At 58.9% G+C, this 22,387-nt stretch carries 18 protein-coding genes; 16 read left to right on the top strand and 2 right to left on the bottom strand.

Annotated features, from left to right (window positions below):
• Nucleotides 1-34 precede the first annotated feature (34 nt).
• The 9 genes from METAL_RS01550 (at nt 35) to METAL_RS01590 (ending at nt 9,661) form a co-directional block, all read left to right on the top strand.
• Nucleotides 35-559, top strand: coding sequence for an acyltransferase (locus METAL_RS01550; protein WP_005368950.1), 525 nt, complete (start codon nt 35-37; stop codon nt 557-559).
• Between the two features lie 116 nt (nt 560-675).
• Nucleotides 676-1,719 (top strand): Gfo/Idh/MocA family protein, encoded by a 1,044-nt coding sequence (locus METAL_RS01555; protein WP_005368952.1) that lies wholly within the window; start codon nt 676-678, stop codon nt 1,717-1,719.
• Nucleotides 1,716-2,834, top strand: a complete 1,119-nt coding sequence (locus tag METAL_RS01560; RefSeq protein ID WP_005368954.1) for a DegT/DnrJ/EryC1/StrS family aminotransferase — start codon at nt 1,716-1,718, stop codon at nt 2,832-2,834. The genes METAL_RS01555 and METAL_RS01560 overlap by 4 nt, the downstream gene beginning before the upstream one ends.
• 17 nt (nt 2,835-2,851) lie before the next feature.
• Nucleotides 2,852-3,541 (top strand): LbetaH domain-containing protein, encoded by a 690-nt coding sequence (locus METAL_RS01565; protein WP_005368956.1) that lies wholly within the window; start codon nt 2,852-2,854, stop codon nt 3,539-3,541.
• 35 nt (nt 3,542-3,576) lie between these two features.
• The gene (locus METAL_RS01570) at nt 3,577-4,554 is read left to right on the top strand and encodes an NAD-dependent epimerase/dehydratase family protein (protein ID WP_005368958.1); all 978 of its coding nucleotides are present in this window, start codon (nt 3,577-3,579) and stop codon (nt 4,552-4,554) included.
• Nucleotides 4,551-5,750 carry a DegT/DnrJ/EryC1/StrS family aminotransferase gene (locus tag METAL_RS01575; RefSeq protein WP_005368961.1) on the top strand — a complete coding sequence of 400 codons (1,200 nt, stop codon included), beginning with the start codon at nt 4,551-4,553 and terminating at the stop codon, nt 5,748-5,750. The genes METAL_RS01570 and METAL_RS01575 overlap by 4 nt, the downstream gene beginning before the upstream one ends.
• An 18-nt stretch (nt 5,751-5,768) precedes the next feature.
• Nucleotides 5,769-7,484: a GumC family protein gene (locus tag METAL_RS01580; RefSeq protein WP_005368963.1), complete on the top strand. Its 1,716-nt coding sequence runs from the start codon at nt 5,769-5,771 to the stop codon at nt 7,482-7,484.
• A 37-nt stretch (nt 7,485-7,521) separates the two neighbouring features.
• Nucleotides 7,522-8,259, top strand: coding sequence for a CpsD/CapB family tyrosine-protein kinase (locus METAL_RS01585; RefSeq protein ID WP_005368966.1), 738 nt, complete (start codon nt 7,522-7,524; stop codon nt 8,257-8,259).
• A gap of 82 nt (nt 8,260-8,341) precedes the next feature.
• Nucleotides 8,342-9,661: a nucleotide sugar dehydrogenase gene (locus METAL_RS01590; RefSeq protein WP_005368967.1), complete on the top strand. Its 1,320-nt coding sequence runs from the start codon at nt 8,342-8,344 to the stop codon at nt 9,659-9,661.
• Here METAL_RS01590 and METAL_RS01595 read toward each other — a convergent pair.
• Complete coding sequence (locus METAL_RS01595; RefSeq protein ID WP_005368969.1) at nt 9,638-10,822, bottom strand: glycosyltransferase family 4 protein; 1,185 nt, start codon at nt 10,820-10,822, stop codon at nt 9,638-9,640. The genes METAL_RS01590 and METAL_RS01595 overlap by 24 nt on opposite strands.
• A 3-nt stretch (nt 10,823-10,825) precedes the next feature.
• Nucleotides 10,826-12,331, bottom strand: a complete 1,506-nt coding sequence (locus tag METAL_RS01600; protein WP_005368972.1) for a polysaccharide deacetylase family protein — start codon at nt 12,329-12,331, stop codon at nt 10,826-10,828.
• A gap of 525 nt (nt 12,332-12,856) precedes the next feature.
• On the opposite strand from METAL_RS01600, the gene METAL_RS01605 reads away from it, so the two are divergent.
• The 7 genes from METAL_RS01605 to METAL_RS01635 all read left to right on the top strand — a co-directional run bounded on the left by METAL_RS01605 (nt 12,857) and on the right by METAL_RS01635 (nt 22,374).
• Nucleotides 12,857-13,816 carry a glycosyltransferase family 2 protein gene (locus tag METAL_RS01605; RefSeq protein WP_005368974.1) on the top strand — a complete coding sequence of 320 codons (960 nt, stop codon included), beginning with the start codon at nt 12,857-12,859 and terminating at the stop codon, nt 13,814-13,816.
• Between the two features lie 93 nt (nt 13,817-13,909).
• On the top strand, nt 13,910-14,782 hold the full coding sequence (locus METAL_RS01610; RefSeq protein ID WP_005368975.1) for a glycosyltransferase family 2 protein: 873 nt from the start codon (nt 13,910-13,912) through the stop codon (nt 14,780-14,782).
• 62 nt (nt 14,783-14,844) lie between these two features.
• Nucleotides 14,845-16,245, top strand: a complete 1,401-nt coding sequence (locus METAL_RS01615) for an O-antigen ligase family protein (RefSeq protein WP_005368977.1) — start codon at nt 14,845-14,847, stop codon at nt 16,243-16,245.
• An 18-nt stretch (nt 16,246-16,263) separates the two neighbouring features.
• Nucleotides 16,264-17,676, top strand: coding sequence for a class I SAM-dependent methyltransferase (locus METAL_RS01620; protein ID WP_005368979.1), 1,413 nt, complete (start codon nt 16,264-16,266; stop codon nt 17,674-17,676).
• Nucleotides 17,677-18,084: 408 nt separating this feature from the next.
• On the top strand, nt 18,085-19,758 hold the full coding sequence (locus tag METAL_RS01625; RefSeq protein ID WP_005368984.1) for a glycosyltransferase: 1,674 nt from the start codon (nt 18,085-18,087) through the stop codon (nt 19,756-19,758).
• Nucleotides 19,759-19,976: 218 nt separating this feature from the next.
• The gene (locus METAL_RS01630; protein WP_005368986.1) at nt 19,977-20,912 is read left to right on the top strand and encodes a glycosyltransferase family 8 protein; all 936 of its coding nucleotides are present in this window, start codon (nt 19,977-19,979) and stop codon (nt 20,910-20,912) included.
• 115 nt (nt 20,913-21,027) lie between these two features.
• Complete coding sequence (locus METAL_RS01635; protein WP_169740951.1) at nt 21,028-22,374, top strand: glycosyltransferase; 1,347 nt, start codon at nt 21,028-21,030, stop codon at nt 22,372-22,374.
• The last annotated feature ends 13 nt before the right edge of the window (nt 22,375-22,387 follow it).

Raw genomic sequence — 22,387 nt, forward strand, 5'->3', positions numbered from 1 at the left:
CCGAGAGAAAAATCCAACCAACAGAGGATAAAGAATGATTAAAGAGAACGTCGTTTTAGGCGAAGAGGTCGCCATCTACCACCCTCAGTTCGTGAATCTCTACGGCTGCACGATCGGTGAGGGCTCCAAGATCGGTACGTTCGTCGAGATACAGAAGGGCGTTACGGTGGGAGCCCGCTGCAAAATCTCCAGCCATACCTTCATTTGCGAAGGGGTCGACATCGAGGACGGGGTCTTCGTGGGTCATGGCGTGATGTTTACCAACGATATGTATCCGAAGTCCGTCAATCCGGACGGCGGCCTGCAAACCGAGGTGGATTGGGAAGTGGTCAGAACCCGGGTCAAAACCCGCGCCTCCATCGGCAGCAACGCGACCATTCTGTGCGGCGTCACGATCGGTGAAGGGGCCTTGATCGGAGCCGGTGCCGTGGTGACCCGTGATGTGCCCGATTATGCCGTTGTTGCCGGCGTTCCCGCCCGGGTCATTGCGGATGCGCGCATGCGCGACCCAAGATACAAGGCATCGGGCGGTTTTGCCCAAGCCTTGTCCGGGAAGTAAGCGTCACGCCGGTCCGGCGGAATGTCGTTTTATGCCGGTTGCGCCGGGCAAGACAGAGGCGATGCGGCCGCTGCGAAACAATGGGATTTTTGGATCAAAAATAAAGGAGTACGACCATGATTAGAATAGGTGTTATCGGATATGGTTATTGGGGGCCCAATCTGGTAAGGAATTTTGCCGAAACCCCAGGCCTTGCGGTGGCGAGTGTGGCGGATATCGATCAGAAAAAGCTCGATATCGTGAAAAAACGGTATCCGGGCGTGGCAACCACCACGCGCTTTCAGGAATTGATCGAGGACCGCTCCATCGATGCGGTCGCGGTGGCGACGCCGGTCAGCACGCATTTCGAACTGGGCATGGCCGCCTTGAAAGCCGGCAAGCACGTCTGGATCGAAAAGCCTCTGGCCGAGACGGCGTTGCAGGCGCGCAAGCTGGTCGAGGAAGCCGAGAAGCGGGAGCGCGTTTTGCTCGTCGACCATACGTTTATCTACACCGGCGCGGTCCGCAGAATGGCGGAACTGGTCAAGGGCGACGATTTCGGCGACATGCTTTATTACGACTCGACACGGATCAATCTCGGCCTATTCCAGCGCGACGTCAGCGTGATTTCGGATCTGGCCGTGCACGATTTCTCCATCCTGGATTATCTGCTGGACGAACAGCCGGTCGCGGTGTCCGCGGTCGGCACCAACCATTTTCGCGGAACCCCGGAAAACCTGTCCTACCTGACTTTGTTTTACGGCTCCGGCATCATCGCGCATGTGAACGTGAACTGGCTGGCGCCGGTAAAGATGCGGCAGATCTTCGTCGGCGGCAGCAAAAAGATGATCGTCTACGACGACCTGGAGTCGAGCGAAAAAATCAAGGTTTACGACAAGGGCATCAGCCTGACCGACGATCCGCAGCGGATCTATGAAATGCGGGTCGGCTACCGCAGCGGCGACATGTGGGCGCCTCGGCTGGACGCGACGGAGGCGCTGCGCGTCGAAGGGGAACATTTCGCCGATTGCATAGAGACCGGCAAAACGCCGCTGACCGACGGCTTTCTGGGCATGCGCGTGGTCGAGCTGATCGAGGCGGCTACCCGGTCGATGAACGATCGCGGGCGGTCCGTCGAAGTGAACGGCAAGTTCATGTTTCAAGGCAGGAGAGTGGCATGATTCCTTTCGTCGATCTGAAAGCCCAATACCTGGGCATCAAGGATGAAGTCAACGCCGCAATCCAGGGTATTCTGGAAACCAGCCAGTTCACCCTGGGACAGGAAGTCGCCGCGTTCGAGGAAGAGTTCGCCGCTTATTGCCAGGCCCGCTACGGCATCGGGGTCAATACCGGCACCAGCGCGCTGCATCTTGCTTTGCTCGCGGCCGGCATCGGTCCCGGCGACGAAGTGATTACCGTACCGTTTACCTTTGTGGCGACGGTCGCGGCGATTCACTATACCGGCGCCCGTCCCGTGTTCGTCGATATCGATCCCCGCACCTTCACAATGGACGTGCGAGGGATCGAGGCTGCGATCACCGAACGCACCAAGGCGATTATTCCGGTGCATCTGTACGGCCAGCCGGCGGATATGGATCCGATCCTGGAGATCGCCGGGCGCCGGGGGCTCGTGGTGATCGAAGACGCCGCGCAGGCGCACGGGGCCGAATACAAGGGGCGCCGCGTAGGCAGCCTGGGCGACATGGGCTGCTTCAGTTTTTATCCGGGCAAGAACCTGGGCGCCTATGGCGAGGGCGGCATGGTGGTGACCGACGATCCGGATTACACCCGCACGATCCGGATGCTGCGCGACTGGGGCGCGGAACAGAAATACCGGCATGTGCTGAAAGGCTACAACTATCGGCTTGAGGGGCTTCAGGGGGCCGTCCTTCGGGTCAAGCTGCGGTATCTGGAAGTCTGGACCGAAGCCCGCCGGGTGGACGCCGCCCATTACGATGAACTGCTCGCCGGCAGCGGCGTAGCCACCCCGGAAGCGATGGCCTATGCCCGGCATGTCTACCATATCTACGCGATCCGCACGCCCCAACGCAGTGCCTGGCAAGAGGCGCTTCAAGCCAAGGGCATCCATACCGGCATCCACTATCCGATTCCGGTGCATCTCTTGCCTGCCTATGCCGATCTGGGCTATGCGCCGGGCGATTTTCCCCATGCCGAGCAGGCGGCCGGCGAAGTGCTTTCCCTGCCGATGTTTCCCGAGCTGACCCGCGCGCAGTGCGAAGAAGTCGGCGAGGCGGTCGCTTTGCTCGCAAAACAGCCGGATATAGAAGACGCGTGACCCAAGGAGACGATGCCATGAAAGAAGCGCAGCCGCTGTTGATTTTTCCTTATAACGGCAACAGCCTGGAGGCCCTGGATTGTCTCGGCGACGCCTATCTATTGATCGGTTTCGTCGACGATACGCCCGGTAAGCGGGGGATCGATCCGAACGGGTATCCGGTTTTCGGCCGGGAGGCGTTCGACCGGTTCTCCGATGCCCGGGTGTTGGCCGTACCCGGCAGCCCCCGTTCCTATCGCGCCCGCAAGGATATTATCCGGGGACTGGGGCTTGCGGAGGAGCGCTTCGCCACCGTGATCCATCCGGCCGCCAGGGTGTCTCCCCTCGCTTCGCTCGGCGTCAACGTACTGATCATGGCGGGCGTGGTGGTGACCAGCAACGCCGCGATCGGCTCGCATATCTGTATTCTGCCGAACACGGTAATCCACCATGACGTTGCGATAGGCGACTGGAGCCTGATCGGCTCCAACGTGACGATCGCAGGCAATACTGTCGTCGAGGAAAACTGCTATATCGGCAGCGGCACCAGTCTGATGAACGGCATACGTATCCGGAACGGGGCCTTGGTGGGGCTCGGCAGCAACGTGATCGGCAGCGTCGAGGCCCATGCCACGGTAGCGGGGAATCCCGCACGGGAAATACGAAAAAAGCCGTGGCCTGAACTGCCGGTCCATCCGTGCGCTTCGGTTCGGAACGCTTCAAACTGAACTTATACAATGCTGAAGACAAGGTAACCTCATTCATGAAAATCAAAAATGCAAACATATTGGTCACGGGCGGCTGCGGGCTGATCGGCTCGACGACCGTGGATCTGTTGCTGCGGGACTGCTCGCCGGCACGGATCGTCATTTTCGATAATTTAAGCCGCGGTACGCCGGCCAATGTCGAAAACGCGTTAAAAGACCCCCGCGTGCAACTGATCCAGGAAGACATCCGGAACAGGGATGCCGTCCATAAAGCCATGCAGGGGATGGATGCGGTGGTTCATTTGGCGGCCCTGCGCATCACCGCCTGCGCGGGCCAGCCGCGCGAGGCGATGGAAGTCATGTGCAACGGCAGCTTCAATGTCGTGGAAGCCGCGCAGGATGCCGGCGTCAAGAAAGTCGTCGCGGCTTCTTCGGCGTCGGTCTATGGCCTGGCCGAGAGCTTTCCCACGCGCGAAGACCACCATGCCTACAACAACCGCACCTGGTACGGCGCCAGCAAGATGATGCTGGAGGGGCTGTTGCGGTCGTTCAACGACATGTACGGACTGCCCTACGTGATGTTGCGTTATTTCAACGTCTACGGCCCGCGCATGGACATGCACGGGAAATATACCGAGGTGTTGATCCGGTGGATGGAGCGGATCGCGGACGGCCGGCCGCCGCTGATTCTCGGCAGCGGCGCGCAGACGATGGATTTCGTCTATATCGAAGACGTCGCGCGCTCCAATATTCTGGCCCTGCAAGCGGAGTTGAGCGACGAGGTGTTCAATGTCGCCAGCGGCCGCGAAACCAGCTTGAACGAGCTGGCCGCGGCGCTGCTGAAGGTGATGGGCTCCGGGCTGCGGCCGGAATACGGCCCGGAGCGGACGGTGAATCCGGTTTCGCGGCGGCTGGCCGATACCACCAAGGCCGAAAGACTGCTGGGTTTCAAAGCCCGGATCGGTCTGGAAGAAGGGCTCGCGCAACTGGTCGAATGGTGGCGCATGAACAAGAAAGTGGAGGCGGAAGTATGATTCCCATTACCAAACCGATGTTGGGCGAAAACGAGGCGGAGGCGGCGCGGCGCGTGATCGCGAGCGGCTGGACCAGCCAGGGGCCGGAAGTGGCGGCGTTCGAAAAGGAGTTTGCGGCGTATGTAGGCGCGCCTTATGCCTGCGCGGTGTCCAGTTGCACCACGGCCCTGCATCTGGCGCTGCTGGCGGCCGGCGTACGGCCCGGCGACGAAGTGATCACGGTCAGCCATTCCTATATCGCGACCGCCAACTCGATCCGCTATTGCGGCGCCAGGCCGGTATTCGTCGATATCGATCCCGCGACCTTCAATATCGACCCGGTGCTGATCGAAAGCGCCGTGACCGGGCGCACCCGCGCGATTTTATGCGTGCACCAGATCGGGATGCCCTGCGATCTGGCGGCTGTCTGCGAAATCGCCCGCCGCTATGGGCTGGCCGTCGTGGAGGACGCCGCCTGCGCGATCGGCAGCGAGATCCTCTGGCAGGGGCATTGGGAAAAGATCGGCAGGCCGCAGGGCGACATCGCCTGTTTTTCGTTCCATCCGCGCAAAGTGATCAGCACCGGCGACGGCGGCATGCTCACGACCGCCAATCCGGAATGGGATGCCAAATTCAGGCTGCTCAGACAGCACGGCATGAGCGTTCCGGATACGGTGCGCCACGGCGCGAGCCGGGTGATCTTCGAATCCTACCCGATCGTCGGCTTCAATTTCCGGATGACCGACATCCAGGCCGCGGTGGGCAGAGAACAGCTCAAGCGCCTCCCGGACATCGTCCGGAAACGCCGCGAGCTGGCGGCGCGCTACCGGACCCTGCTCGCCAAGGTGCCGGGGCTCGGCCTGCCGACGGAGCCGGACTGGGCGCGCAGTACCTGGCAAAGCTTCAGCGTCCGCCTGCCCGAAGACTCGGATCAGCGGTGGGTCATGCAGGCGATGCTGGACGAAGGCATCGCGACCCGCCGGGGCGTCATGTGCGCGCACCGGGAACCCGCCTACCCGCCCGATACCTGGTCCTGCGCCGGCAGGATTCGGAACCGGTCTTGTACGGAGGAAGTTTGCCGGTGTCTGCGCCACAGCGAGGAAGCGCAGGACCGGACCGTCATTCTGCCGTTGTTTCCGGAGATGACCTTCGAGCAGCAGGACCGGGTCGCCGAGTCGCTTCAGGACGCGTTGCGCGTCGTCACATTGAACGAATGAGACCTTATTGTCAGCACTATGGAACCCTACACTAAAACCCTGGCCGATTACCTCGATATCGTCAGGCGGCGCAAGGCTCACATTGGCGTGACCTGGCTGCTGGTGACTTTGATTACCGTCATCGTGGCCTATAACTTGCCCAAAATTTACCGTTCGACGGCGACGCTGCTGATAGAAACCCCGATACCGCCGAAATATATCGACGCGCCGGTTTCCCAATATGGCGAAGAGCAAATCCAGTCGATTTATCAACGCGTGCTGTCCACGGACAAGGTGCTGGCGATCATCGAACAGAACGATCTCTACGACGAGTTCTGGGATAGCATGACACCGTTCGAGCTGGCGGAAATGTTCAAGAGCAGCACCAACGTCGAGCTGACCACCTTGTCGATCGCGCCGCAGGCGCATTCACAAATGGCCGAGATCGCCTTTGCTATTTCGTTCAGCCATGCCGAACCCGTCATCGCGCAGGAAATCGCTAGCAAGCTGGCTGCCTTGTTCATCGAGCAGAACGACCGGGCGCGAACGCAAAGGGCCAGCAAGGCCACCGATTTTCTGACCGAGGAAGTGGAAAAACTCAACCGTGAACTCCAGGAAGTCGATATCAAAATCGCCAAATACAAGGAAGAACATAACTTCAGCCTGCCCGAGCAGATGGAAGGCAACCAGGCGGCGATCGACCGGGCCGAGGGCGAACTCCGTGATACCGAAGCCCAGATTCGCACGACTAAGGACCGGCTGATCTTTTTGAACGCGGAACTGGCGAGAACACAGGACGATGACCCGATGGCGTCGGAGAATGCCGTGCCGAAAACCAAGGCCGAGGCCCTGCGGATGCTGCGGGCGAAATACCTCCGCTATTCGAGTATCTATTCGCCGAATCATCCCTCTTTGCTACGCCTGAAGCGCGAAATTCGGGCGCTCGATCCGTCATTCGAAGGCGAGGCTTTGGAGCAGGGCATCCGCAGTCAGCTCGATCAGGCCAAAGCCGAACTGAAAACTCTCAAGGAAACCTACGGCGACGGCCACCCTGACGTTGCGGCGCGCCGGAAACAGGTGACTATGCTGGAAAGCCGGCTGAAAAGTCTCCGAGCGAATGCGCGCAACAGCGTGGTTGGCATGGGATCTTCGTCGGGCAGTCCGTATTTCCGTAGCGTCGAGGCGCAGTACAAAGCCAGCCAGAACGATCTCGACGCGCTGGTCCAGAAGCAGTCATACTTGAAAACCAAGATCGAAAACCTGCACGAGATCCTGTTGAAGGCGCCGCAAATCGAGATGGTTTATACCGACATGCTGCGGACGCGCGACAACATCATTAAGAAATACAACCAGCTCAAGGAGAAACGGCTCGACGCGAAACTGGCCCAGACCCTGGAAGAGCAGCAGCAGGGTCAGACACTGACGATGATCGAACCGCCAGTGATTCCGAACCATCCGGAAAAGGCGATTCGCAGAAAGGTCGCGATCGGTGGCTTCTGCTTCGGCCTAATCGCGGGCCTCGGCGTCGCCTTCCTGATTGAACTGTTGGCGCCGGGCGTGCGCGGTTACCGCGCGGTGCGTGAAATTACCGGACTGATGCCGCTCGTCGTGCTTCCTTACATCGAGTCGCCCGCCGAGCTGACCGTGCAGTTCGCCAGGCAGTGCCGGATCCGCAAGTTTATGGTCCGGACCGCCTTCGGCTTCGGCGCGGTGGCCCTCGTGGTCGCTGGGCTAGCCTTTTTCGGGCTGAGGTAACAATGCATCGCCTCCCTTTTTTCTGGAGAGTTTATCTATGATCAAAAACGCTGTCGATCTGTCTTTCGAGACGGTTCGCTACCCCGGAATCACCCACGAAAACGCCGAGGCGGACGTGTTGCTCAATAACCGGGTAATCATGGGAACCGCCCACGATCCCAGGGCGGACATCTTCCGTGTGCTCAGGACGAACGTATTGCGACAGCTCCGGCAGAACCGCTGGAACAGTTTTGTAGTGACCAGCGCGACACCCGGCGCGGGTAAAACCTTCGTGTCCATCAATCTCGCCATCGCGATGGCGATGGAAGAAGGCCAGAACGTTCTGCTCGTCGACGCGGCCCTCAAATGCCCGAACGTCGGGCGCTCGCTCGGCCTCTCGTTCGACGTCGGGCTGATCGATTGCCTGAACGGAAACCTGTCCCTGTACGAAGCTTCTATGAATTCGGGCATCGAACGCCTACAGGTGCTGCCGGGCCGGGAGTCGGATAGCAACGCGTCCGAACTAATTTCCTCCCGGCGCATGCAGGTTTTGATACGTGAGATCAAGTTGCGCTACTCCTCCGGGATTGTGATCTTCGACCTGCCTTCGCTGTTCGCTGCAGATGAGGCGCTGCTGTTCATGCCGCATGTCGACGCGGCACTCCTGGTCGTGGAGGATGGCAGGAATACTCCCGACGAGCTGCAGCATGCCATGTATATCCTGGAGGACACGAATCTTCTGGGCCTGGTGCTGAACAAGTCGCGGCAGCCGCTGCCGACCCATCAATACGGCTGACTGCGCGCAATGCGCACGGCCGGGCGTAGAGGCGCCGGCCATTTGGACAAAACCCATTTTTATTGTATAGGGAGATCCCAACATGAAAGTTACAGTGGTAGGCGGAGGCCGCATGGGCCTTCCGCTGGCATGCGTTTTCGGTAAGCACGGCGCATCGGTGACGGTGTGCGACATCAATACGGAGCTGGCGGACAAAATCGACCGCGGCGAATGCCCCTACGAGGAGCCCGGCCTGCCCGAGCTGATGCGGCATCTGCACAATACGAGACGGTTGAGCGCCTGCACCAATGCGATGATCGCGGTATCCGTTGCCGACGTGGTCGTGGTGATTGTGCCGGCGCATTTGACGCCGGAGCGGGACATCGATTTTAGCATCCTGCAGCAGGTGTCCATTCAAATCGGCAAGGGCCTCAGGCCGAATACGCTGGTGATTTACGAAACCACGGTCGCGGTCGGCGGCACTCGCCGCAACCTGACTCCGCTGTTGGAGAAGTACAGCGGCCTGAAGGCGGGCGAGGCGTTTTTCGTCGCCTACAGCCCCGAACGGGTCAAGGCCAACTTGGTGCTGGACCGGCTTGAAAACACTCCGAAAGTCGTCGGCGGCCTCGACCCGGTTTCTTGCGCTAAAGCGGCCGCCTTTTACCGACAGTATCTCGGCGCACCGGTCGATGACGTGGGCACGCTGGAAGCGGCGGAAATGACCAAGCTCTTGGGCATGCTGTACCGCGATGTGAATATCGCCTTTTCGAACGAGCTGGCGGCGTATTGCGAACGGGCCGGCGTCGATTTCGAACGGGTCCGGGTCGCGGCCAATACCGACGGCGAAGCGAATCTGTTGATACCCGGCATCGGTGTCGGCGGGCATTGCGTGCCGGTCTATCCGTATTTTCTGACCCGCGAGGCGCGGCGGCTGGGGCTGCCGCAACTGCTGTCCGAAACCGCGCGCGAAATCAACGATAACCAGCCCGCCCGCCAGTTGAAGCGGATTGAGGCGGTTTGGCGGCCTTTGAAAGGCGAAAAGGCGCACATCCTGGGCCTCGGCTTCCGGCCGGGGGTGAAGGTGGATACCTTCAGCCCGGCTTACGCGCTACGCGATGAGCTGGAGCGGATAGGCGCCCAGGTGACCATTGAAGATCCTTATTACACCGACGGCGAACTGCGCCGGGCCGGATTCGAGCCCGGCGTCTCCGAAGCGGCCGGCGTGGTTGTGCTGTGCACGGCGCACCAGCAGTTCGCGAATCCCAACTTCAGGGCCTGGCGCGAAGCGGGAGTCGAAGTTGTACTGGACGGCCGCAATTTCTGGTTGCCGGACGCCTGCGAGGCCGCCGGCCTCCATTACTTGGGCATCGGCCGGCACGCGCGCCGAGCCAATCGGCCGTTACCCAGCCTGATCGGCGATTAAGGTCCGGACCAGGTTCAGGTACACGTCCTTATGCCGGCTCCAATGATATAGCTTGCCGAACCGCTCGGCCGCATTCACGGACAGGGCGGTTCGCCGGGCCGGATCGTGGTACAACTCGACCATTGCCGCGGCCAGCGAGTCGCTGTCCCCGGCTTCGAAAAACTGCACCATGTCGGCGTCGAAATAGCGACCGATCGTCCGCGTCTTCGGCACAATGGAAGGAATTCCCAGCGTCACGTATTCGAGCAGCTTGGTTGGCAGCATGATGTCGGTACCGCTGCAGGCGCGCAACGGCACGATCCCGGCATCCGCGTCGCGGATCAGTCCGGGGATTGTTTCCACTGGTACGTAGCCTGTGCTGAACGTTACGATCGCCTGCAAACCCAGCCGCTCGGAAAGTGCGATCAAGCGTTCCCGCTCCTCACCCGCGCCGATGATCCTGAGTTCCATTACGGGGATATGCTCCCGGATCTTCGCAGCCGCTTCGATCGCGATATCTATCCCGAGCCGGCGCGCTAGCGTGCCGTGGTACACCATCACGAACGGCGCGCCGTCGGGTTTCGGTGGCGGCGGCTCTTGCGCGGCAAAGATCCGATCGTCGGGCAGGTTCATCAACACATGGATTTTTCGCTTCGGGATGCCGCGTTCCGAAAGGATCGTTTTCAGTCGGTCCTCGACCGTGAGAACCGCCGAGGCGAAGCGCCCGGCCCAGTGTTCCTGCAGCTTTAGAGCGTGGATGCCCCAGTGCGTTTCGTCGGCGGAGAATTTTTCGAGGAACAGCTCCGGCATCAGGTCGTGCACATCGTGAATCACCGGCACGCCGAGAAGGCGCGGCACGCAGGCTGCAAATACCAGGAAGTCCGGCATGTTGTTGATGTGGATCAGCCGGTAGCGGCGCGGATGGCAGAGCAAGTGGAGAAAAGTGATCGCAAAAAACAGTAGGTAGTCGGCCAGGTATTCGCCGAAAGAATCGCACTTCTCTTTGAGACCTGGCGCCTTGATTACTTCCACGCCCGCGATCGTTTCCGCATCGGGCTCGCCGGGCTGGCGGCGGCTCAGGAACACGACGCGGTGGCCCGCCTCGGCGAGCGCTTCTGCCTCGCGCCTGACTCTGGGATCGCGGCGGTAATTGGTATAGGCGGCCATGAAAATCGTAGCCATCGGTCAACCTCCCTGTGGAATCGCGGATGCGGCGTCAAGGTGGGGGACGGGCGGTCGGAACGTCCGGTTAAAGCTGGCGTAGGCTTGCGCGCGGCGGCGCCAGAATTCGTTTACGGTCCGGCCGTCCGTGGCTAGGCCGCCGGTTTCGTGCGTATAGCGGATCATGTCCCAGTACAGCCGGTCGTAGCCCGGATCGCGGGCGCCGCCGAACACGATCGGATGCCAGACCGCGGAGGCGCAGCCCCCCTTCCGTTGCAAGCCGTCCAAAGTATGCCGTATTGCCCGCCAGGCGGCCTCCCCTTTCAGCCCTTGATAGCTGCGCAAGGTTACGTCCATTAGGAACAGACCGATCTGCAGCACATTGTAAGGCCGGTCCTCGGGCAGGCAATAGGGAAAATAGGGATGCGAAAATCCGGTTCGCGGCCCGCTGCGATCCGGAAAACCCATCGACATGTCGTACAGAATACCGGCTCTCTCCTGCGCCGTGAAGAGCGTGTCGTAGTCGAAGGACAGGAAATGCTGGCGCGAACCCAAAGGCCTTGCAAGGCGCCGCGTCAAGAGTGCCGCCTCTTCAAGATACCGGTCGGGATGCTCGGTCGAGCGGTAGCTGCCGTGCAGGCAAAGATCGAAGCCGGCTTCCAGTATTGTGCGCAGATAGTCGCGGATCGGATCGTCCTCGATCCGGTAATTCACGTCTACGGGATGCCGGCGGGCGACCGCGACCTGGAACGATGAACGCACGCGCAACTTTTTTTCCCGCGCGATGATCTCCGGCACACAGCCATAGGGGTCTTGCCGATGCAGCAGCGCAAGCCCCAGGCCTTTGGCAGCGAGCACTGCGTCTTTGGGGTCGCGCTGGCGGACCAGGTGGCGCAGCACGGTTTTCGCACCCTGTTTCGCGATGTCCCAAAAGCCGTATGGGACGAAATCGACGTCGTGCGACAGCACTAGCGCATAGCTGGCTCCTTTGGGCCAGACGGAACGCCGCCAGTCGATGCGGCCCAGCCGTTCGCAAACCTGCTGCAGCGAGCCATCCAGCGTTTCTAGGTAGCGGTCGACGATGTCTTGGGGAATTTCCAGCCGGGCGAACGCGCTGTCCGGATACAGGCGGCGCGTCTGCTCCGCCTTTCGCGTGCGGCGTTCCGTCCAGGAGCTCAAAAAATAGAACGCGTTGGCGGCGAGGTCGAACGGAATGTGCGGCATCTCAAGGTTGGCGGCGCGCTGCGGAAAGACCAGTGGCAGACCGTCGTTCGGGTCTGCCGCATCGACATCATCGGTGCCTTCGAAGAGTCGCCAGGCATTCGGACAATAGGCGACGGCCAGGCAGCCATCGGGTAGCCGGGACGCTTCAATGGCGTCTCCGTACAGGATCCACGGGCCTTCCACCGGCGGGGTGTCGTAATAGGCCACGGGTATTCCGTGCGCCATGAGCAGGGTATCAAAGACGTAGCGGACTTTGGGCTGCAGCGCGTCGCCGCAACGTAAAACGATGGGTAAGGGCTTCGACATGAGGGCGCTTCCTTTCTGTGCTGAAAAGCATACCGATACGGATTCCCTTACAGGCTGGGGGGAATCGGTTTCTGCTACGCTGAACCAGTTAGGTTCGTTTTTCAGAATAAAGTTGCACGGCGGAAGAGAACCGGTCGTTGTCCCGGCCCGTTCGACGTCTTATCGGAATTCCCGGGCTGTTACCGTAGGATCAAATCGTCGACTTCAAAAATGCCGGATAGACCTGCCGATACGTCAACCTAAACTGCGGAATCGATAGCGCCGCTATCTATTATTTACCGCTTCGTTACCCTTTTTTACTGGTTTCGCATTCCTTAAAGCCAGTTAAAATTAATCCCGCAACATCAGGCTGGACCTGGACGTTCGCTGATTCGGCAAAGAGGCCGCGTGTGCGCCTAAGGGTCGTTATCTCGGCCCGTTAATTCGCGTTTTGAGACAGGAGCGTCGCGATAACCGGAAAGTTATCGCATGCGGCAGGGCGTGCCGAAAACCCATCATTATTTGTGAGCAATAAAGAATCCGACCATGAACGACAAAACTCCCCTCCCGACCGTGTCGGTCATCATCGTGAGCTGGAATGCCCGCGACTATCTCAAAAAGTGCCTGAAGTCGTTGGCGGGCGGTATGTGCAGCTATCCGATGGAAATCATCGTGGTGGACAATGCCTCGTCCGACGGCTCGGCCGAGTGCGTAGCCGCCGAATTTCCACACGTTAGATTGATCCGCAATGCCGATAACCTGGGGTTTGCGAAAGCGAACAATATCGGCGTCGTAGCCAGTCGCGGGCAGTACCTCGCTTTCATCAATTCGGACGTCGAGGTGTTGCCGGACTGTCTGACACGGCTCGTGGACTATGTCGAAGCGCATCCCGAAGTCGGAATGGCGGGGCCGTTCATCATCGGCGGCGACGGCCGCATGCAGCGCTCCTGCCGAGGCTTTCCAGGCGTTTGGAACATGTTCTGCCGGGCATTGGCCCTGGATACGCTGTTTCGAAGCGTCAGGCTGTTCAGCGGTTATTCAATGGCTTATTGGTCGCAGGACAGTCTTCGCCCGGTGGACATCCTTTCCGGCTGCTTCTGGCTGGTTCGGAGGCCGGCACTGGATCGGGTTGGGCTGCTTGACGAAGCCTTCTTCATTTATGGGGAGGATATGGACTGGTGCAAGCGTTTCTGGAAACACGGCTGGAAAGTGGTGTTTTACCCGGAGGCGAAGGCCATCCATTACGGCGGCGCCAGTTCGTCAAACGCACCGGTCCGCTTTTACATCGAACGGCAAAAGGCGGACCTGCAATACTGGCGCAAACATCATTCGCCTCCGGCGGTGGCGGCCTACTTGTTGATCTCGTGCCTGCACATGGCATTGCGGCTGGCCGGCTACGCCTGCGTGATGCTACTCGATCCGGCTACGCAGTCGGGAAAATACAAGATGAAACGAAGCTGGGCTTGCCTGAAATGGATCGTTTCGGGCAAGGCCGAGCACGCATGAAGGAGCTCTTCCCACAAAGAAACGCCGACAGTTTCCGCGGCTCGCCCGCCGAGACCGGCAGTTGATCAATTCAACCGAAGCAGGCATTTGGAAATGGACAATCGATACGTACTACTTACCGCGGCAAAAGACGAAGCGGACTATATCGCCGAAGGCATTCGTTCTATTCTGCGGCAATCGATACTGCCGCACGCCTGGATCATCATCGACGACGGGTCGAGCGACGACACCGCCAGAATCGTTGGCCAGTATGCCGCGCAATACCCTTTCATCCAGCTCCATTCGGCCGATTCTCGGGGCGGGCGTAGTTTCGGCTCGCAGTACAAGGCGTTGCAGGCGGCCTACGAACTGGCCAAGGCGCTTGCGTTCGATTATATCGCCGTGCAGGATGGTGACTTGGCGCCGGAACAGCCGTATTACTACGAATCGCTGCTGGGCGAATTCGCGCGCAACCCTCGCATCGGGGTGGCGAGCGGCTTTATTTACGAACGCGCGGGCGGCGTGTGGGCGTGCCGGAAGAGTAATTCGAAGGATTCGACGACAGGCAGCGCCATGTTCCGCCGCGCCTGTTTCGAAGAAATAGGCGGCTATACGCCGCTGCCTTACGGCGGCTCGGACTGGCTGGCGCAACTCGACGCCAAAAGCCAGGGTTGGGAGATTTTCACGCGGCCGGACCTGCGTATGCTGCATTACCGGCCGACCTCGAGCGTGGGCGGCATCTGGCGGGGCAAGTTCCGTGAAGGGCTGATGGATGCTTCTTTCGGTTCCCATCCCGCGTTCGAATTCATGAAGTGCTGCCGGCGCATAAGCAATTCGCCGGTCCTGTTCGGCAGCCTCGTCCGTTTTGGCGGCTATCTCTGGTGGCATCTGACCCGAAGAAAACCGGTCATTGCCCGCGAGAAAGTCGAGTTCTTGAGAAAGGAACAGCTTTCGAAGCTGCGTCGCTGGGCATGGCCTTCGGCCTGAGCCGGTCAGGCGGTGTCTGGGACGGCCTGGCGCCGGTGTTGGTTTACAGCGGGTAATGGACTATGGAAGATAAGATACAGGACCCCTCAAGCCTCAATCCCTTGGCCCTCGGCTTGCTGCTGACGCTGGCTTCTCTGATTTGGGTACTGCCCCGACGCCAGGCGTTTTCGCCGGTGCTGATCATGATAGGGCTGATGCCGATGGGGCAGCAGATCGTGGTCATGGGACTGCATTTCCATTTATTCCGGATTCTGCTGCTGTGCGGACTTTTGCGCGTCGTGGCGCGAGGCGAATTCGCACGGCTTAACTGGACCGGTATAGACAGGCTGTTCGTTGGCTGGATCGGCGCCACGGTCGTGATGGGCTCCCTGTCGAAGCCTTCGACGCAGTTGCTGATCAACCGTTTGGGCGATGCCTATAACGCGCTAGGCTGCTATTTTTTCGCCCGTTGCGTGCTCGCGGAGTTCGACGATGTAGTGGCGAGCGTGCGCGCCCTGGCCTATATCACCCTGCCGATCGCGGCCTTCATGCTGGTGGAGAACCGGACTTCGCACAACCTTCTGGCGGTATTCGGCGGCGTGTCCGAAATCACCGCGATGCGCGACGGGCATTTGCGTTGCCAGGGGGCCTTTCGTCACCCGATCCTGGCGGGGGTGTTCGGCGCCACGCAATTCCCGCTGTTCGCGGCCCTCTGGTGGTACGACCGCAGGAGTCGCAAACTGGCGGCGCTGGCGATGGTTTCTTCGCTGGCGATCATCGGCACCGCGCATTCCAGCGGCGGCCTTCTGGCCTTTCTGTCCTGCCTGGCCGGGCTGGCGTTGTGGCGTTTCAGGAAAGCGATGCCCTGGCTGCGCTGGGGCTCCCTGGCGGCGATCATCGGCCTGGCGATGGTGATGAAAGCTCCGGTCTGGTACCTGCTGGCCCGGATGAGCGAAATCACCGGCGGAACCGGCTGGCATCGCGCCTGGCTGATCGACCAGGCGATCGGGCATTTCGACGAATGGTGGTTGTTCGGCACCACGTTCACCGCGCACTGGGGACCCGCCGGCGAGGTGACGCCGGCTGACCCGAACATGATGGACATCACCAACCATTACATCATGGAAGGCGTGAAAGGCGGCATCCTGAAACTCGGCCTATTCCTGGCGATCATCGTCGCCTGTTTCCGCGCGCTTGGCCGCCGCCTCAGCGCGTTTCCGGCCGTGTCGCCGGACCAGTTCCTGGTTTGGGCGATGGGCGTGTCGTTTTTCGCGCATTGCCTGTCCTTTATTTCGGCCAATTATTTCGACCAGACCGTGCTGGTCTGGTTCTGGCTGGAAGGGGCGATCGTCTGCGTCGCCCATGCTCGAAGCACGCCGGCCGAGGCTCGAACGGCCGTCCCAATCCGCGCGGTTTACCCCCAATTCCGCTATCGGGTAGAACGCGAAGCGACGGCCGGCTCCCTTCCGGAAAAACAATATTGATAGAAGGATGAAACCACTATGAAGATCATGGTCGCGATCGCCAATTACGGCACCAAAAACGCCAAATACGCCGCAAGACTGATTCGGGAATACCAGGCAATGCCCTTCGACGTGGATATTTTCGTGCTGTCCGAAGCGCCGAAGGATTACGGTAAAGAGGTCAACGTGCTGGTCGGGCTGCCGTCCCCGGATCCGTGGTCGCTACCCTTTGCGCACAAGCGGCTCTTTGCCGACCATGCCGAGGACTACGACCTGTTCATCTACACCGAAGACGATACCCTGATCCGGGAAGAGAACCTACGTGCTTATTTGGGCGCCTCCGAAGCGCTGGGCGAGGGGCTGCTGCCCGGATTCGTCCGCTACGAGCTTTATCCCGACGGCAGCAAGAACTACACCGATATCCATGGACCGTACCACTGGCTGCCCGATTCGGTGCGGCAGGCGGGCGAGTATGTCTACGTGCGGCTGTCCAACTTGCATTCGGCCTGTTATATGCTGACCCGGTCGCAGTTACGTCAGGCGATCCGGTCCGGCGGGTTCCTGGTCGAACCGCACAGCGGTCGCTACGATCTGATCTGTTCCGCAGGAACCGATCCCTATACCCGTTGCGGTTTTACGCGCGTGATCTGCCTGTCGCATCTGGCGGAATTCGAATTGCACCACCTGTCCAACGCCTACCTGGACCGGGTCGGGCTCGACGAAGACGAATACCGGCTGCAGATCGACGCACTACTGGAGGTGCTGCGGAACGAGCGTTCCGCCGCGGAACTGTTCGCCGCTGAAAAACCCCTGGATACATCCGCCTGGGACAAGCTCTATTACGAGCCTTGCCGGAATGATCTGGCCTTGAGGGTTCCGTCCGCCGCGTATGAGATTCTGTCAATCGGCTGCGGCTGGGGAAAAACCGAGGAACAACTGGTGGCGCAAGGCAAACGCGTGACCGCAATTCCGCTCGACGCGGTGATCGGCAGGCTGGCCGAGGCGCGTGGCGTGACCGTGCTGCCGCCGGATTTTGCCGAGGCGTTCCGGCGGCTGGAGGGGAATACATTCGATGCGATCCTTTTATCCGATGTCCTTCAACATTTGCCCGATCCTGTCGAAGTCCTACAAAAATTAAGCGCGTATCTCGGCCCGGACGGGGTTATGGTAGGCGCGGTCCCTAATCTCAACCTGAACAGAAGGATCATCGGTCGTCTCAGGGCCAAAAGCAATAAATGGACCCAATTAAACGGCAGCTTCAGAAAAATGGGAATGCATCGGCCGAGCGCGCTTATGCTGAAAGCCTGGCTAAAAAAAAGCGGCTTCAACATGCAGGCAGTAAGTTACAGCGGTTTTTCCTCAACCCGCTCATGGACAGGACTGGTCTCTCTCTTACCCGATTCCTTAACTGCGGCCAATATCGTCTTTACCGCTGGAAGACTCCCGGATTAATTTTGCATGGGTAATTATATTCAACATGTTATCAGGCTTCCGGATACGGGAGTTCACTATTAAACCTATTCGTCTCCAGATAGAATTTAAAGAATAAATAGGGTACATATCCATTAGATATCATTCTAATAGCCTTTAATGAATATATTAATGAATCTTCAATATATGTATACTGAATTCCAAAGACAGGTGACGGGTTTTATTCAAAGTTAAATGTTGATTTGGAAGTTTGAATGCAATCCATATATTATTTTAATAAGGGATTATTTATTGCCATCTCTTTCGTTTTTAGCAGATTGCTGGCGAGTCAGAGAATTGTCAATTGCGTCCGCAAAACGGGTTTATGAGATGAGTGTTATAAGAAAGTTTTCCCCATCGGCGGAATAGATAAGGAGGCAAGAGATCAAGATGAGCCCGTTACTTCTGCGGAAAGTATCCAGAAAAATTTCGCAAACAGCCAATGAGTCTTTTCTATTGGCCAACAATGATGTCTATAAGCGCATTTTAAAAATGCTTCATGCAAAAGATGTAGAAAAGGACGCCGAGGCGATATTAAATGGAATAAGCCAGGCTGCGCATGTTGCGGAAAGGTTTTTTACAGGAAGATTCGCGGACGGGGCTATCGAGAATGTGGCGCTTGAAATCGGGCAAAGGCTGGAGAGTATTGGCGTTGAAGCCGATATTAACCAAACACCGAATAGGCGTGTGGATAGCCGCCGACAGATCCTGCATGTAGTTTCTGTGGTCGCCTTTGGTGGGCATATGCCCTTTCTGTATCATTGGATGCAGAATGATCCGGCTTCATGCCACTCGATTGTTTTGCTTAATCATAGGGGAAGCCTCCCAGACCGATTGACTGAGGCGGTCGCGAAACAAGGGGGCAAATTGACCGTAATTCCCGTGAATTCCAGCTTCATGAGCAGAGCGAATTCGCTAAGACAGCTTGCAAAGCAAGAAGCTGATTTGGTCCTCTGGCATGTAATCTGCCCTGACGTCTTGCCTGTAGTGGCTTTTGCGACTGATCAATGCCCGCCGGTCGCGCTCATCGATCACGCCGACCATTTATTCTGGTTGGGCAGCACAGTCGCGGATATCGTGGTTAATTTGAGATTGGCCGGGGCGAAGCATTCTTCTAGAAGAAGATTTGCCGCTCGCACGGCGGTGATCCCCATTCCTTTACGGGATCGGCATGCAAATGTTTCGCGGGATAAAGCCCGGCAAAAACTGGGGATTGAAAAAAACCAGGTCGTACTATTAAGCGTGGGCAGGGCTTTGAAATACCGGCCTTGTGGAAGGTATGACTTCGTAGCGACAGCCGGCCAAATTCTAGATCACGATCCCGATGCTCATCTATATGTGATCGGCGAAACGCCCGATGGAATAAAGCCCTACTTGCGCTGTGCGCCGCATAATCGCCTGCATTTTATGGGGAGTGCGAAAGATCCTTCCTTGTATCTGGCCGCTGCCGATATTTATTTGGAGTCCTTTCCCTACGGATCTCAAACGGCGCTTCTTGAGGCAGGTTTGGCCGGTTTGCCTATTGTGCCGGCTTATGCTCCATTATTTCCGCTCCTGGTCGCTAATGATGATTCGCTTTTGGACATCTTGCCTAATCCCAAGAACGAGCAGGAATATATTTCTAACGCTGCAGAGCTGATTCGAAATCCGAGCTTGCGTCATGCCAGAGGCAAGGTTTTGCGGGACAGGATTCTGGCCGACCATGTCGGCGAAAACTGGCAGAAACGACTGGCAGAACTGTATAAAGTCACTGGCGCTTTAGAACACAACCCAAGACCGATTCCCGTTTCCGAATGTACAAGGGAAAATGCCGGCTTAAGCCAATGGGATGCCGTTGCCGATGTACATACGAGTGGTACTTTTGTTGAGAGCGATTTTGAAAGCGCTGTTTTCTCCCATAAAGCGTTTGTGGCGAAGTATGTCGGGGATTATGAAACGGCGCGCCGGTTTGCTTGGCGCGCCGTTCTAAGGAGTCCGTCTCGATGGATATTCTGGCGCTTGTTTGTGATCGCTATGCTGGGGAAGCCGGCAAGATCGCTCAGGCAGTGCTTAAGGCGTGCGTGAGAAAGGGTTCCAAAAGGGATTTTCTTTGCGGAATATATAAAAGAGAGCCTGTAGGGTTTGCCAGGCTTAGCCCGTTGGCGGCAGAACATGCCGGCATCGAGGTAACACGGCCCGGTGGCTTAATCGACTGACTCGGCGCGCCATGCATGCTGTCTTGAGGAAAAGGCTTTAGCCGAGATTGAAGGAAAAACCGTCTAATTTTCAGGAGTGAAAACCGGATGAGTCCGAAAAACACGATGCTGCCGATCGTATTGGCGAGCGATGAAAGATACGCGATGCCGCTGGCGACGACGCTGAGATCGATTATCGAAGCGGGCCCCGTAAATGCGCCTTTCGACTTTCATATCTTCTCCGACGGCATTACCGAAAAGACCCGGAATAAGATTCTCGACTCGCTGCCGGCAGGCTCCGCGTCAATCCGCTGGATCGAGGTGGACATGAAGCCGTTCAGGGAATTCTCGACGATCGCGCATATTTCCAGGATCACCTTCGCGCGCTTCCTGATTCCGGACGTGTTTCCGGAGACCGTTTCGAAGGTGCTTTACCTGGATGCCGACATTCTGGTGCTCGACGACATCGCGCCGCTGTGCCGGATGGAACTGAATGGCGCCCTGCTCGGAGCCGTGACCGATTACCTGGACGCCTGTCTGAAACGCGGAGAACCGCTATTTGCCGCGGTGCCGCGCGTCAGCAATTATTTCAACGCCGGCGTATTGCTGATCGACCTTGGCCGCTGGCGCGAGGAGGACATAGCAGCCAAGGCGATGGCCTATCTGGCCGCGCACCCGGACACGCCGTATTCGGACCAGGACGCGTTGAACGTCGTCTGCGACGGCCGTTGGAAAAAACTGGATTCGCGCTGGAATTTCCACAGCCACGTCGAAAAAAGCCTGGCGGCGATGGCTCCGCACCAACGGCCGGGCATCGTGCACTTCGTGACTAAGGTCAAACCCTGGAATGCCCGGATTCCGAACCTGAACGCCGATTTTTACGACGGGTTCCGCAACCGGACCCGGTTCGGCAGGAGACCCTGGGACAGGCTGGCGGATGGGATTTGGGCGGGATGGCACCGCTTTAAATCCGCGTTGCGGCGTTATTCCCTGCTGGCCGCGGTATGGCGCCGGGCCGTCGCTTCCATGCGCGCGATGCTGTAGTGACTGTTTGGCAATGGTTCGGGAAGACGGCATGAACCTCCAGATGCAGTATCCTTCAGGTACGTCGGGAGCAATCCTTGCGGTGGTTTGCTTACTGCCGGATGCAGGCCACGTCTTGCCCCTGCTCCGTTTGGCCCGATGGCTAAGCCGCCGGGGCGCCTGCCGGGTCGCTTGCTTTCTGCCGCGCAGGTTCGAAACCGCGGCGCGGGCGTTTGGATTCGATTATTACGATCCGGGCGGCGCGGAGTTCGAGCCTGACGCTGCCGTTTTCGTCAGACTGGCCGGAAAATCGATTTTTTACAATGCTTTTTCCAATTATTACGACCTCTCCGACTATTACTGGACGCCTCTCCGCGCGGCGGCGAGCCAAAAGTTGGCCGGTCTGGCCGGAAGTCTACAAAGCCTTGAACCCCGGTATCTACTCTGCGACAACCACATATTTTCCGATTATTACGAGCGCCTCGCCCAGGCCTGCGGCGCCGCGCTGCTGCTCAACCGTTCCGAAGGCACGCTCCGGGAATTCAGGCGGCCGTTCGTCCAGGCCTACGGGATCGGCGCTACGTCCCCGTGGCAGCAGACACTGGTCGAAACGGCAGGCTGGGGCGCGAGGACGTTTTTCCGCTACTGGCGCGCGTTCGTCCATTCCCGGCGCCGCCGGCGCAGCATCGCCCTTGATCTGGCTACCGGACGCCTCACGGAGGCCGCCTTTAAAAATCGTCCGGATGGCGGGGTTGAACCCGTTTACCTGAACGCCGGCCTCGCCGTGCTGGAACCGGACTTCGCATCCTTGCGCCGGACTCTGCCCGCAGAACGCGAGCTTTTCTTTCCGCCGACGGTCGAGATCGGCGAGTCCTCCCTGCCGGCCGGCCTGAATGAATGGCTAGACCGCCAGTCCGACGGAAGGGTCGTGTATGTATGCTTCGGAACCATGATCGCGTTATCGGACGGGATACTGAAAGTCCTGGCAAAAGGATTTGCCGCGACCGGTGCGCCGGTGCTCTGGTCGCTGCCCGAGCCACAGGCCTCGTGCCTCGCAGGGTACGCGTTGCCGGCGCGCATCCGGATCGAGTCGTTCGTGCCGCAGGCGGAACTGATGGCGTCTTCGAAGGTGGGCTGCTTCGTGACGCATGGCGGCGCCGGCAGCCTGCAGGACGCGGTAATGGCCGGCAAGCCTGTGCTGTGCATCCCGTTCCTGTGGGACCAGCCCTACAACGGTGCCCTTGCGGCACGCCTGGGTTTCGGCCGGACCGTTCTCAAGTGTAAGCTGACAAGTCGCCGGATCAACCGGGAAATCGGGGAGTTGCTCTCGAATCCGGCCTATCGGGAAGCGGCGGCTCGATTGGCCCAAACCGCGCGGGACATGCAGCGCGCCATGCTGGAGTCCGATCCTTTGGCGAAAGGATTTCCGGAGGTTCCGGCCGGCGAAAACAGACATCTACCGCTTCAGCCAGTCATTTTTTAGATATAAAAGAAGA

The sequence above is a fragment of the Methylomicrobium album BG8 genome, assembly GCF_000214275.2.
Classification (GTDB): domain Bacteria; phylum Pseudomonadota; class Gammaproteobacteria; order Methylococcales; family Methylomonadaceae; genus Methylomicrobium; species Methylomicrobium agile.